The 13,364-nt window shown below is 59.9% G+C and carries 12 protein-coding genes; 4 read left to right on the forward strand and 8 right to left on the reverse strand.

Annotation, left to right across the window (positions count from 1 at the left end):
- Positions 1–633, reverse strand: a complete 633-nt coding sequence (locus tag ACA061_RS25620; RefSeq protein WP_150616790.1) for a 2OG-Fe(II) oxygenase — start codon at positions 631–633, stop codon at positions 1–3.
- Between the two features lie 108 nt (positions 634–741).
- On the opposite strand from ACA061_RS25620, the gene ACA061_RS25625 reads away from it, so the two are divergent.
- The gene (locus ACA061_RS25625; protein WP_150616791.1) at positions 742–1,476 is read left to right on the forward strand and encodes a DUF2059 domain-containing protein; all 735 of its coding nucleotides are present in this window, start codon (positions 742–744) and stop codon (positions 1,474–1,476) included.
- Positions 1,477–1,567: 91 nt separating this feature from the next.
- On the opposite strand, the gene bipL is transcribed toward ACA061_RS25625, so the two are convergent.
- Complete coding sequence (gene bipL / locus ACA061_RS25630) at positions 1,568–2,515, reverse strand: phospholipase BipL (RefSeq protein ID WP_150616792.1); 948 nt, start codon at positions 2,513–2,515, stop codon at positions 1,568–1,570.
- A gap of 99 nt (positions 2,516–2,614) precedes the next feature.
- Here bipL and ACA061_RS25635 point away from each other — a divergent pair, with 99 nt between their 5' ends.
- Together ACA061_RS25635 and ACA061_RS25640 are read left to right on the forward strand one after the other, a co-directional pair.
- Positions 2,615–3,193 (forward strand): DUF6436 domain-containing protein, encoded by a 579-nt coding sequence (locus ACA061_RS25635; RefSeq protein WP_150602036.1) that lies wholly within the window; start codon positions 2,615–2,617, stop codon positions 3,191–3,193.
- A gap of 102 nt (positions 3,194–3,295) precedes the next feature.
- The gene (locus ACA061_RS25640) at positions 3,296–5,707 is read left to right on the forward strand and encodes a penicillin acylase family protein (protein ID WP_497300260.1); all 2,412 of its coding nucleotides are present in this window, start codon (positions 3,296–3,298) and stop codon (positions 5,705–5,707) included.
- Between the two features lie 139 nt (positions 5,708–5,846).
- Here the strand turns inward: ACA061_RS25640 and ACA061_RS25645 are convergent, their stop codons facing one another.
- Positions 5,847–6,812, reverse strand: a complete 966-nt coding sequence (locus ACA061_RS25645; protein WP_210553427.1) for a GlxA family transcriptional regulator — start codon at positions 6,810–6,812, stop codon at positions 5,847–5,849.
- 169 nt (positions 6,813–6,981) lie between these two features.
- Here ACA061_RS25645 and ACA061_RS25650 point away from each other — a divergent pair, with 169 nt between their 5' ends.
- The gene (locus ACA061_RS25650) at positions 6,982–7,623 is read left to right on the forward strand and encodes an HD domain-containing protein (protein WP_210553426.1); all 642 of its coding nucleotides are present in this window, start codon (positions 6,982–6,984) and stop codon (positions 7,621–7,623) included.
- 186 nt (positions 7,624–7,809) lie between these two features.
- Here ACA061_RS25650 and ACA061_RS25655 read toward each other — a convergent pair whose 3' ends face one another.
- From ACA061_RS25655 to ACA061_RS25675, 5 genes are all read right to left on the reverse strand, one after another.
- Positions 7,810–8,700: an ABC transporter permease subunit gene (locus ACA061_RS25655; RefSeq protein ID WP_210553425.1), complete on the reverse strand. Its 891-nt coding sequence runs from the start codon at positions 8,698–8,700 to the stop codon at positions 7,810–7,812.
- The gene (locus tag ACA061_RS25660) at positions 8,697–9,578 is read right to left on the reverse strand and encodes an ABC transporter permease subunit (protein WP_338049930.1); all 882 of its coding nucleotides are present in this window, start codon (positions 9,576–9,578) and stop codon (positions 8,697–8,699) included. The genes ACA061_RS25655 and ACA061_RS25660 overlap by 4 nt, the downstream gene beginning before the upstream one ends.
- 35 nt (positions 9,579–9,613) lie before the next feature.
- Complete coding sequence (locus ACA061_RS25665) at positions 9,614–10,756, reverse strand: ABC transporter ATP-binding protein (protein ID WP_150602042.1); 1,143 nt, start codon at positions 10,754–10,756, stop codon at positions 9,614–9,616.
- A 66-nt stretch (positions 10,757–10,822) separates the two neighbouring features.
- Positions 10,823–11,920, reverse strand: a complete 1,098-nt coding sequence (locus tag ACA061_RS25670) for a polyamine ABC transporter substrate-binding protein (RefSeq protein WP_150602043.1) — start codon at positions 11,918–11,920, stop codon at positions 10,823–10,825.
- A 188-nt stretch (positions 11,921–12,108) separates the two neighbouring features.
- On the reverse strand, positions 12,109–13,221 hold the full coding sequence (locus ACA061_RS25675) for a polyamine ABC transporter substrate-binding protein (protein ID WP_210553424.1): 1,113 nt from the start codon (positions 13,219–13,221) through the stop codon (positions 12,109–12,111).
- Between the last annotated feature and the right edge of the window lie 143 nt (positions 13,222–13,364).

The following is a 13,364-nucleotide window of genomic DNA, read 5'->3' on the forward strand; positions in this document are numbered from 1 at the left end:
TCAGAAAGGCTCGTTGCCACGACGACGGAACCAGCCGGTCAGCGACAGGCGCTCGCGATGGGCCGGCAGAACTTCATGCGGCACTTCGCCGGAGAGGAAGACCACCAGACAACCACCGGTAGGCTGCACATCGTGAACGCGATCATCGCCCAGATACATGCGTAGCTGACCGCCATCCTCCGGCAGCCAGGCATCATTGAGGTAAACCACCACCGAGACCATGCGCCGGTCATCGTCGCGAAAGCGGTCGACGTGCCTGCGATAAAACGCGCCCGGCGGATACAGGGCGAAATGGCACTCGAAGTCTTCTAGCCCCATGAACAAGCCACGGTTGAGCGCCTCGCGCAGGCTGTCCATCAGGTTCAGATAACGGTCACTGGCCTCAGCCTGCCCCGGATCGATCCATTGGATATGGTCGCCGCGAATACCCTCGCGAATCTCTGAAAACGGCCCACGACCGACCGCCGCCGGCGCGAGCTCGCCCTCGGCTTCACGTCTGCGGCACTCGGCCGCCAGCTCGCCGGTCAAACCGGCGGGCAGGAAAATGTTCTGCTGCGACCAGCCGTGATCGGCCAGGTCGTCGACAATGCGCAGCAGCAGCGGGTGTTCAGAGGATATTTGCATGGCGCGCATAGTATGTCGGCGGCAAGAAATCCGACAGAGCCACGCGGCGGCTTGTTACGAATTCTCGACAAGTCACGGCACCGCACGGAGAATAGTCCGCTGCTGACAGGAGTCCCTATGCGCCGTTTGCTTTTTTCACTGTTGATGTTCTGTGTTTTGCCCGCTTGGGCGGACGGCCACGATCAGCTGTACAAGGTCGCCGGCTGGCCAGAACAACGTGCGCATTTCAATGACGCCCTGAGTGCCGCGCAGCAGCGCTATCAAAACAGCCTGCCGCCCGCCGTGTTTCAAGCGCTGGTGAACAACAGCAACCAGCGCTTCGCGCCGCAGGCCATGGATCAACGCGCTGAGGCGCAGCTACGGCAGAACCTCGCCGACCCGAAACCTGCGCTGTCTTTTTTCCAGTCGCCACTGGGCAAGAAAATCGTTGCCGCTGAATTGCTCGCGACCCGCCGCGATCAACTGGCCAAGAACGCCAAGGGCCTGCCGAAAATGCCGGCCAGCGACAGCCGCCTGCTGATCATCGGCCATCTCGCCCAGGCGCTGCCTGCTAGGGAGGCTGGCGCCGAGGTCAGCCTGGCGATTGCCGGCGTCGCGGCGGACAGTTTGAGTTCGATGATTCCGGGACTGCTCGGCGGCGGTCAGGCGCAAGGCATGTTGAACGGTCAACGTCAGCGCTTGATGGATCAGATCGGCGCGGACATGAACAACACGCTGCTCTACGTGTATCGCGATCTGTCGGATAACGAGCTGGAAGAGTTTGCGACGTTTGCCGAGTCGACCGAGGGCAAGGCGTATTACCAGGCCGCGCTGGCGGCGATTCGGGCTGGGTTGGCGGTGGGCCAACCTTAAAAGATCGCTGCCTTCGGCAGCTCCTACATTGAAACGCGTCCCCCTGTAGGAGCTGCCGAAGGCTGCGATCTTTTGATCTTGCCTTAACGCTTCAGAGATTCCGCCCTCTGATCCGCTTGCTCAAAAACTCGAAATACTCCTCACGCATATCAGCCGTCTCATTCGCCAGATGATGCCGTGCCTCGGGCAGCAGCAAGATCTGCGGTCGATCGAACTTCAACTTCAACACCTGCAGATTGTGCTGCCAGTCCACGGTCATGTCCGCCTGCCCCTGAATGATCAGCGGCCGTCGCGGACTTTTTTTGGCGAACTCCACCCGGTTGATCCAGCGTGACAAGGCCCCGACCCATGCCGTCGGCAAGCGCTTGGGTTGTAACGGATCGGCCAGCAGAAACGGCAGGAAATCCGGATCGTTGGAGTTCTCGCTGAAGCGCCGCGCGATGCCCCGTACGAAAGGTCGCAGCAGGTAATAACTCAGCTGCGACCAGCCCCACGCCCGCGGTCGTACCAGCGGCGACAGCAAAATCACCTGCCCCTGCGCCGGACTGCTCTCGCCATGGTTGAGCACATGGTCGACCACAATCGCGCCGCCGGTACTTTGCCCACACAAGTGCCACGGCTGCGGCAGGGCAATCGAATTGGCTTCGACGAACAAGGCTTGCAGCGCGTCCTGATATTCAGAGAAGTCACGGATGCTCGCCCGCGCGCCGCTCGACAGGCCATGCCCCGGCAAGTCGCAGGCGATCACTGCGAAATCCTGATCCAGCGCCCACTCGATCAAATGCCGATAGAGCCCGGTGTGGTCATAGAAACCGTGCAGCAGAAACAGCGTGCCCTTGACCTTCTCCGGCCACCAGCAATGGCTGACCAGTTCGTAGCCATCGACGTCAAAACGGCCCATGCCGCGCCAGACATCACGCTCGGGAAAATCAGTTTTATAGAAGCGCTGATAGGCCTTCGCCTCCTCCGACAACGGCTGCCACTCGGCCAAAGGCTTGAGGCTGGCGCGTAATTGATCGGGGTCGAAAGTAGCGGACATGAGGCAAATTCCAGAGCGGTGAACAGACTTTATCGGCTTGCGATATTCATCTGTCGCGGCAAGCATGGCAAGCTAGCCGCCCCTCAAGGATCGAAATACATGCGTTCGTCCTACCGCACCGCACTGTTTGCCAGCCTTCTCGCGCTTGTGTGTGCCGGGGTTTTGTGGACGGCGTACGACTGGTTTCAAGGCCGATATTTGCGCGCGTTCAGCGAGCACACTGCCGTGTTTTCCGGCGACCCGCTGCGCCTGCCGGACGATCTCGCCGGACCTGGCAAGATTCGCCTGGTGCATTTCTGGGACCCGGCCTGCCCCTGCAACGTCGGCAATCAGCAGCACCTGACCGAGATGGTCGAGCATTTCAGTGCCAGAGGCGTCGAGTTTTTCGCGGTGCAGCGACCCGGCAGCCACGGCCAGTTACCCACCACCTTAAGCAGCTTGAAAACCATCGAGGTATTGCCCGGCGCCGAGCAGATTCCCGCCAGCCCCGCCGTGGCGATCTGGGACCGCAGCGGCAAACTCGCGTACTTCGGCCCCTACAGCGAAGGCCTGACCTGCAACTCCAGCAACAGTTTTATCGAACCAATCCTGAACGCGTTGACGGATGATCGTCCGGTGAATGCCACGCATACTCTGGCGGTCGGCTGCTATTGCCCGTGGCCGGTGCAGGCGCAATAAGGCATTCCGGACTTTTCAAGGACAGCGATGCACGGCACAGAAGGTCTGTGCTAATTGTTTGCAGCCCGACGGGCGGCAATCCCGCATGCACAAGGAGTCACCATGAAGCGCGTGTTCACCGTTCTTGCCTTGCTCATCGTTGTCCTGCTCGCTGGCGCTGGCGGGTACATCTACAGCAAACAGCCGACACGCCAGGGCCAGATTGAACTGCGCAACCTGCAAGGCTCGGTGACCGTGCGCTATGACGAGCGCGGCGTGCCGCACATCCGCGCCGAGAACGAAACCGACCTCTACCGTGCCCTCGGTTATGTGCATGCCCAGGATCGCCTGTTCCAGATGGAAGCCATGCGCCGTCTCGCCCGGGGCGAACTGGCCGAAGTGCTCGGGCCGAAACTGCTCGACACCGACAAACTGTTTCGCAGTTTGCGCATTCGTGAGCGCGCCGCCAGTTATGTGGCCAGCCTCGACAAGCAGTCACCGGCGTGGAAGGGCCTGCAAGCCTATCTGGACGGCATCAATCAATATCAGGACGCCCACGCCGCGCCGATCGAGTTCGACGTGCTGGGTATCCCCAAACGGCCATTCACCGCTGAAGACAGCATCAGCGTCGCCGGTTACATGGCCTACAGCTTTGCCGCCGCGTTTCGCACAGAACCGTTGCTGACGTATGTGCGCGATCAACTCGGCGCTGATTACCTCAACGTCTTCGACCTCGACTGGCAGCCGAAAGGTGTGCTGGCCAAAGATCACGCCAACCCGAAACCGGCCCTCGCCGCCAATGACTGGAAAGACCTCAACGCCCTCGCCCGCCTCAGTGAACAGGCGCTGATCGACAACGGTCTGCCGCAATTCGAAGGCAGCAACGCCTGGGTCATTTCGGGCAGTCGCAGCCAGAGCGGCAAACCGCTGCTGGCCGGTGATCCGCATATTCGCTTTTCGGTGCCGTCGGTGTGGTACGAAGCGCAGCTGTCAGCGCCGGGCTTTGAGCTCTACGGCCATCATCAGGCGCTGGTGCCTTTCGCGTTCCTGGGGCACAACCTGGATTTCGGCTGGAGCCTGACCATGTTCCAGAACGACGATCTGGATCTGATCGCCGAGAAGGTCAATCCGGACAACCCGAATCAGGTCTGGTATCGCGGTCAGTGGACCGACATGGTCAGCACTGAACAACAGATCGCCGTGAAGGGTCAGGCGCCGGTGACGATTACCTTGCGTCAGTCGCCCCACGGTCCGATCGTCAACGATGCGCTGGGCGCCGCCGCCGGCAAGACACCGATCGCGATGTGGTGGGCGTTCCTCGAAACACCGAACCCGATTCTCGAAGGTTTCTATCAGCTCAACCGCGCCGACACCCTGGCCAAGGCCCGCGCCGCTGCGGCCAAAGTACAGGCGCCGGGGCTCAACCTTGTTTACGCCAACGCCAAGGGCGATATCGCCTGGTGGGCTTCGGCGTTGTTGCCCAAGCGCCCCGCCGGGGTCAAGCCGGGCTTCATTCTCGATGGCAGCACTGATCAAGCGAACAAGGACGGTTTCTTCCCATTCAGCGCCAACCCGCAGGAAGAAAACCCGGCACGCGGCTACATCGTCTCGGCCAACTTCCAGCCCGTGTCGCCGACCGGCATGGAGATTCCCGGTTACTACAACCTCGCCGACCGTGGCCAGCAGCTCAATCGGCAGCTCAGCGACAAAAATGTGAAGTGGACCAATGAGGCTAACCAAAAACTGCAACTGGGCACCGCCACCGGTTATGGCCCGCGTTTGCTGGCGCCTCTGCTGCCCGTGCTGCGCGAGGTGGTGAGCGATCCGGCGCAGTTGAAACTGGTCGAACAACTGGCGCAGTGGCCAGGCGACTATCCGCTGGATTCGGTGAGTGCGACGGTGTTCAACCAGTTCCTCTACGACCTCGCCGATGCGGCGATGCGCGATGAGTTGGGCAATGACTTTTTCGACACGCTGTTGTCAACGCGGGTGATTGATTCGGCATTGCCACGTTTGGCGGCGAATGCTGATTCAGTCTGGTGGGATAACCGCAACACGCCCACCAAAGAGACTCGCGCCGATACCGTGCGAGCGGCATGGCAGGCGAGCATGAAGCACTTGAAGCTGACCCTCGGTGACGATGCGTCCGGGTGGCAATGGGGCACGGCGCACACGCTGACCCACGGACATCCGCTGGGGCAGCAGAAGCCGCTGGATCGAATCTTCAACGTCGGGCCGTTCGCCGCACCGGGCAGTCATGAAGTGCCGAACAACCTCTCGGCGAAGATCGGCCCGGCGCCGTGGCCGGTGACCTACGGGCCTTCGACGCGGCGCCTGGTTGACTTCGCTGATCCGGCGCACAGCTTGACGATCAATCCGGTAGGGCAGAGCGGCGTGCCGTTTGATCGTCACTATGACGATCAGGCTGAAGCGTATGTCGACGGGATTTACGTGCAGGCGCATTTCAGCGAGGAAGAGGTATCGGCGAATACCCGGAGTACGTTGAAGCTGCTGCCGGCGCGAGCTGCGCAGTAGTTCTAGGTTCGATGGAATGACCCCATCGCTGGCAAGCCAGCTCCCACAGGTTTTTCGGGCGTTCACAAATCCGTGATCGACTCAAAATCCTGTGGGAGCTGGCTTGCCAGCGATGGGGCCTTGAAGAGCACTACTGACCTCAGATGATGACCGCAAAATTCAGCCGAAACTGCTGCGGCGTCACGCCCAACCTGCGATTGAACACACTGCGCATATGCTGCGCATCGCGAAATCCGCACTGATATGCCACGGTCTTCAACGGCGCCTTGGTGCTTTCGAGCATCACTCGCGCCGCATCCACCCGCGCCCGCTCGACGAACTCGGCCGGGGTGATCCTCGCTTCACGGGCAAACACCCGGGAAAAATTGCGTGCACTCATGTTCGCCGCATTGGCCAGATCGGCAATGGTCAGATCCCCGGTCAGGTTGGCCAGCACATAAAGCTGCACCATCGCCACGGCCGATGTCGGCTCCGCGTGTGGCGTCAGGAATGGGCTGAACTGTGACTGCCCACCGGAACGCTGAGTGAACACCACCAGCCGCTTGGCCACGCTCAGCGCCACTTCCGCTCCGTGATCACGCGCCAGCAGGTACAACGACAGATCAATCCCCGCCGTCACCCCCGCCGAGGTGTAGAGCGCGCCGTCCTCGACATACAAGCGATCCGCTTCGACCTGCGTCGACAGGCACAACTGCGCCAATGCCTGCGCGTCGTTCCAGTGCGTGGTGACCGTGCGTCCTTCCAGCAAACCTGCGCGGGCGAGCATGAACGCGCCGTTGCAGATCGAACCGAAACGCCGTGATCGCGCGCAGGTATCACGTAGCCAGGCATCGAAGGTCTTGCCGAAATCCATGAACGGCAATTGCGGCCCGCCAGCGACCAGCAGCAGATCACAGGCGTCGGGTGCTTCGCTGAAGTGTCGATGAGCATTCAGGATCAGGCCGTTGGAACACGCCATTGGCCCGTGCTCGACACCGATCACTTCCAACCGATAGTGATCCTCGGCCGCCAGGAACCGGTTGGCCTCGGCGAATACATCCAACGGGCCGGTGACATCCAGCGATTGCACGCCGGGGAACACGACGATGGCGACGGTTCTGTTCATCTCTCTTGAGGCCTCCTGAGAATCTGCCAACCATCCAATCAGCTCAGTTGGCACGATTTGCAGGTCGATTGGCAAGGATCGCAGCCATGCGTCGATTGTTCGCTTGCAGCCCCGGGAACAGACTTTCCCCATCAACGCCACGACGGCGTTTACGACGAGGAAAGCGCTCATGAGCACGACCATTGCCGGCATCAAAATCCCTGACAGCGCCCTCGCCCGCGCCACCACCGAGTACATCCGCGACATCGAATCCGACCTGCTCTATCACCACTCACGCCGGGTGTTTCTGTTTGGTGCGCTCAGCGGTGAGCGCCAACAGTTGGCCTACGATCCGGAGCTGTTGTACGTCGGCGCGATGTTTCATGACGCAGGCCTGGTCGAAGGTTATCGCAGTGACGATGAACGCTTCGAGGTGGACGGTGCCAACGCGGCAGCGGCTTTTCTCAAGCCCTATGGATTGAGCGATGACGACATCGAGCAGGTGTGGTTATCGATTGCCCTGCACACCACGCCGGGCGTACCCAAGCATCTGCGACCAACCGTGGCGTTGGTGACGGCGGGTGTGGAAATGGATGTGCTGGGTATGGATTACGCGGCGTTCAGCACCGTGCAACGTGAGGCAGTGGTGCATGCGCATCCACGCGGGGAAGGTTTCAAGGAGTGCATCATCTGCGCGTTTGCCGACGGCTTGCGGCATCGTCCGCAGACCACGTTCGGCAACGTGAAGACCGACGTGCTGAAGGATCAGGAGCCGGGGTTCAAACCGATGAACTTTGTCGAGGTCATCCGCAATTCTCCCTGGACTGCATGAACCACAGTGTGAAAGTGAACTCTGTGGCGAGGGGATTTATCCCCGTTGGGTCGCGAAGCGCCCCCTCTTTTGATCCAAAAAGAAGGGGGCTGCTGCGCAGCCCAACGGGGATAAATCCCCTCGCCACAAAGGCTCGCTCTCACGGGTATTTGGGTTGATCACAAAGTTGTGATCAACCCAACCGGCTTACACAGCTCCCGGCGCAGGCGCGCGGCGCACGTCTGGCTGTTTCCACGAATCGGCAGCGCTTTCTTCGATGGCTTGCTGGATGGCTTTCTTGCGGGCTTCTTCGGCGCGGCGGCTGAAGAACCAGACCATGAAGGTGACGATCGACACCGCCAGCAGAATCAGGCTGGCCACGGCGTTGATCTCAGGCTTCACGCCCAGGCGCACCGCCGAAAACACTTCCATCGGCAACGTCGTCGAACCCGGGCCCGACACGAAGCTTGCCAGCACCAGGTCGTCCAGCGACAGCGCGAACGACATCATGCCGCCCGCCGCCAACGATGGCGCGATCATCGGGATGGTGATCAGGAAGAACACCTTCCACGGCCGCGCACCCAGGTCCATCGCCGCTTCTTCAATCGACAGGTCCAGCTCACGCAGGCGCGCCGACACCACCACCGCCACATAAGCCGCACAGAACGTCGTGTGCGCGATCCAGATGGTGACGATGCCACGTTCCTGTGGCCAGCCGATCATCTGCGCCATGGCCACGAACAGCAGCAACAGCGACAGACCGGTGATCACCTCGGGCATGACCAACGGCGCCGTCACCAGGCCGCCGAACAACGTACGGCCCTTGAAGTGGGTGATGCGCGTCAGCACGAATGCAGCCAAAGTACCCAGCGCTACCGCAGCCACCGCCGTGTAGCAGGCGATTTCCAGCGAGCGCAGCACCGAGCCCATCAATTGCGAGTTGTCGAGCAGACCGACGTACCACTTGATCGACCAGCCGCCCCACACCGTCACCAGTTTCGAGGCGTTGAACGAGTAGATCACCAGGATCAGCATCGGCAGGTAGATGAACAACAAGCCCACGACCAGCATCAGGCTGGAGAAACGGATGCGCTTCATTCTTTACCCTCCATTTCCTTGGCCTGACTGCGGTTGAACAGGATGATCGGCACAATCAGGATCGCCAGCATCACCACCGCCAGCGCGGACGCCACCGGCCAGTCACGGTTGTTGAAGAACTCTTGCCAGAGCACTTTACCGATCATCAGGGTTTCCGGACCGCCAAGCAGTTCCGGGATGACGAACTCGCCCACGACCGGAATGAACACCAGCATGCAGCCGGCAATGATCCCGTTCTTGGACAGCGGAATAGTGATCTTCCAGAAGCTGTTGAAGGTGCTCGAACCCAGGTCAGAAGCCGCTTCCAGCAGACTGTTGTCGTGCTTCACCAGGTTGGCGTACAGCGGCAGGATCATGAACGGCAGGTACGAGTAGACGATGCCGATATACACCGCGAGGTTGGTGTTGAGGATCTGCAGCGGCTCGTCGATAAAGCCCATGCTCATCAGGAATCCGTTGAGCAGGCCGTTGTTGCTGAGGATGCCCATCCACGCGTAAACGCGGATCAGGATCGCCGTCCACGTCGGCATCATGATCAGCAGCACCAGCACCGTTTGCATTTCTTTGCGGGCCGTGGCGATGGCGTAGGCCATCGGGTAACCGATCGCCAGGCACAGAACGGTGCTGATCAGCGCCATCTTCAGCGAGCCGAGATACGCGGCGATGTACAACTCGTCGCCCGCCAGCATCGCGTAGTTGCCCAGGTTCAGCAGCAGTTGCAGCTTCTGCTCGGCAAACGTGTAGATCTCGGTGTACGGCGGAATGGCCACGTCGGCTTCGGCGAAGCTGATCTTCAGAACAATGAAGAACGGCAACATGAAGAACAGGAACAGCCAGATGAACGGAACCCCGATGACCAGTTGGCGGCCATTGGGAATTATTCGGTTAATGCGCCGTTTGAATTTGCGCATGTTCATGAGCGAAGTACCACACCGCTGTCATCTTCCCAGTACACGAAAACCTGATCGCCCCAGGTCGGACGGGCGCCACGGCGTTCGGCGTTGGCAACGAATGACTGCACCAGTTTGCCGCTCGGCAGTTCGACGTAGAACACCGAGTGCCCGCCGAGGTAGGCGATGTCATGCACCTTGCCGCTCGACCAGTTGTATTCGCAGGTTGGTTGTTCGGCGGTGACCAGCAGTTTCTCCGGACGAATCGCGTAGGTGACCGACTTGTCCTGCACCGAGGTGCTGATACCGTGGCCGACATAGATCTGCCGGTCGAGGTCCTTGCAGGTGATGGTCGCGTGACCTTCGGCGTCGTCGATCACTTCGCCTTCGAAGATGTTGACGTTGCCGATGAATTCACAGACCAGACGGCTGGTCGGGGTTTCGTAGATGTCGATCGGGCTGCCGATCTGGGCGATCCAGCCCAGGTGCATGATCGCGATGCGCTCGGCCATGGTCATGGCCTCTTCCTGGTCATGGGTCACCATCACGCAGGTCACGCCGACGCGCTCGATGATTTCCACCAGTTCGAGCTGCATCTGCGAACGCAGTTTTTTATCCAGTGCACCCATTGGTTCGTCGAGCAGCAACAGCTTCGGCCGCTTGGCCAGCGAACGCGCCAAGGCCACACGCTGACGCTGACCGCCAGACAGTTGATGCGGCTTGCGCTTGGCGTACTGGCTCATCTGCACCAGTTTGAGCATCTCGGCCACGCGGGCTTCGACTTCGGCCTTGGGAATCTTGTCCTGCTGCAAACCGAACGCGATGTTCTGCGCTACGGTCATGTGCGGAAACAAGGCGTAGGACTGGAACATCATGTTGATCGGACGTTCGTACGGCGGCATGTCGGTGATGTCGACGCCGTCGAGAAAAATGCGCCCCTCCGTGGGCCGTTCAAACCCTGCCAGCATCCGCAGCAGAGTGGATTTGCCCGATCCCGAACCGCCGAGCAGGGCAAAGATCTCGCCCTTTTTGATTTCCAGGGACACGTCGTCCACGGCAATCGTCTCGTCGAACTTCTTCGTGACCCGGTCGATTTTGACCAACACCTGCTTCGGTGTCTGGTCGCCCTCGAGGGCTTTCTTATAGGCGCCGGAGGCAACTGCCATTTACGAAACTCCCAGAAAAAAACAGTGCAGTTCGCCCCGCAAGGCGAACCCAGGATAGTGTGTGCCTTACATCCCCGACTTGACCTTGGTCCAGCTGCGGGTCATCAGGCGCTGAATGTTCGGTGGCAACTCGGTCGACACGTAGGCCTTGTCGATCACGGCCTGCGGCGGATAAACCGACTCATCGGTACGGATGGATTGATCCATCAGCTTGTCCGAGCCCGGGTTAGGGTTGGCGTAACCGACGGAATCACTGACCTGGGCGATCACCTCAGGTTTCAACAGATAGTTGATGAACGCGTGGGCTTGCTTCACGTTCGACGAATCCTTGGGAATCGCCAGCATGTCGAACCACAACGCGCCACCCTCTTTCGGCACCGTGTAGGCGATGTTCACGCCCTTCTTGGCTTCTGCTGCGCGGTTCTTCGCCTGGAAGATATCGCCGGAGAAACCGATGGCCACGCAAATGTCGCCGTTGGCCAGGTCGCCGATGTATTTCGAAGAATGGAAGTAGGTTACGTAGGGGCGCACGGCGAGCAATTTGTCGGTGGCTTTCTCGTAGTCCTTGGGATTGGTGCTGTTGGCATTCAGGCCCATATAGTTGAGCACGGTCGGCATCATTTCATCGGCCGAATCGAGGAACGCCACGCCGCAGCTTTGCAGCTTCTTGATGTTTTCCGGCTCGAACAGCACGCCCCAGGAATCGATCTTGTCGACGCCGAGCACAGCCTTCACTTTATCGACGTTGTAGCCGATGCCGTTGGTGCCCCACAGGTACGGCACGGCGTACAGGTTGCCCGGATCGTTCTGCTCCAGACGCTTGAGCAGCGCCGGGTCGAGATTCGAGTAATTCGACAGCTGCGCCCGGTCGAGTTTCTGGAACGCGCCCGCCTTGATCTGCTTGCCGAGGAAGTGGTTCGACGGCACGACCACGTCGTAGCCGGTACGCCCGGCGAGCAACTTGCCTTCCAGGGTTTCGTTGGAGTCGAACACGTCGTAGACCGGTTTGATCCCGGTCTCTTTCTGGAAGTCGGCCAGGGTCGATTCGCCGATGTAATCCGACCAGTTATAAATATGCACCGTGCCGGCGGCTTGGGCACCGACGGCGATCGTCAGGCCGGCAGCGGCCAGCAGGGCATTGCGCAAACAAGAAAAAATAGGCACGTGAAGGTCCTCTAAAATTAGTTGGGCCCAAGTTGCCCAGCGCTGCATGGCAGCCATGGCTGCCCGGCAACAAAACCGGCGCGCAACTTACCCTCGAAAAACCGTTCCAGCAAAACTTTCTGTCATTTAATTATTCCGCTGGCCGCCGTCGCGCAGACGACGGCCAGCGGTTGCGGCTTCAAACCGGTTTATTTACCGGATTTGATTTTGGTCCAGCTGCGGGTGATCAGACGCAGTGTGGCGGCATCCAGATCACTGATCGCGTAGAGCTGCTTCTTCACTTCAGCCGAAGGATAGATGCTCGCATCGCTGGTGATGTCTTTGTCCACCAGCGGCGTGGCCGCCTTGTTGCCGTTCGGGAAACGCACGGCGTTGGTGATCTCTGCCATCACTTCCGGCTGCAGCAGGTAGTTCATGAACTTGTAGGCAGCTTCGACGTTGGTGGCATCCTTTGGCATGGCAACCATGTCGTAGAACGTACCGGCGCCTTCTTTCGGAATGGTGTAGGCCAGCTTGACCTTGTCACCGGCTTCCTTGGCGCGCGACTTCGACTGCTCCAGGTCACCCGAGTAACCCACGGCCACGCAAATGTTGCCGTTGGCCAGGTCGGAGATGTACTTGGAGGAATGGAAGTAGGCGACCGAAGGCCGGATCTTGAGGAATAGATCTTCGGCGGCTTTCAGGTCAGCCTTGTCTTTGCTGTTGGTCGGCTTGCCCAGATAGTGCAGCGCCGCCGGAATCATTTCGGTCGGTGCGTCGAGGAAGCTTACGCCGCAGCTTTTCAGCTTCTCCATGTTCTCAGGCTTGAACACGACGTCCCAGGAGTCGATCTTGTCGATGCCCAGTGCAGCCTTGACCTTCTCCGGGTTGTAGCCGATGCCGATCGAGCCCCACATGTACGGGAATGCGTGTTTGTTGCCCTGGTCGCTGGCATCGCCAACGGCTTTGAGCAGGTCTTCGTCGAGGTTCTTCCAGTTCGGCAGCTTGGACTTGTCCAGCTCCTGATACACGCCGGCCTTGATCTGCTTGGCGAGGAAGTTGTTGGAAGGCACCACGATGTCGTAACCGGATTTACCGGCCAGCAGTTTGGCTTCCAGGGTTTCGTTGCTGTCGAACACGTCGTAGACGACTTTGATGCCAGACTCTTTTTCAAACTTGGCCACGGTGTCCGGTGCGATGTAGTCGGACCAGTTGTAGACGTGCAACACCTTGTCGTCCGCCTGCACCGCACCCGCCATCATGCCCGCGATGGACAGAGCGAGAAGTGTCTTGCCAGCAAGCTTTTTGCCTAATGCCTTCATGCGTAATGCTCCAAATTTTTCTTTTTTGAACCACTTTGTTCAGCGGCCGAACCCGGACAACTGGAACCGCGGCTAGTCTGGCAAGATCCGAGGCGGTCTTTCAAGGAAAGACCAGCCTTTCTGACAGCTTTGCGCGAGAGCGC

Source organism: Pseudomonas sp. LBUM1668, assembly GCF_059695715.1.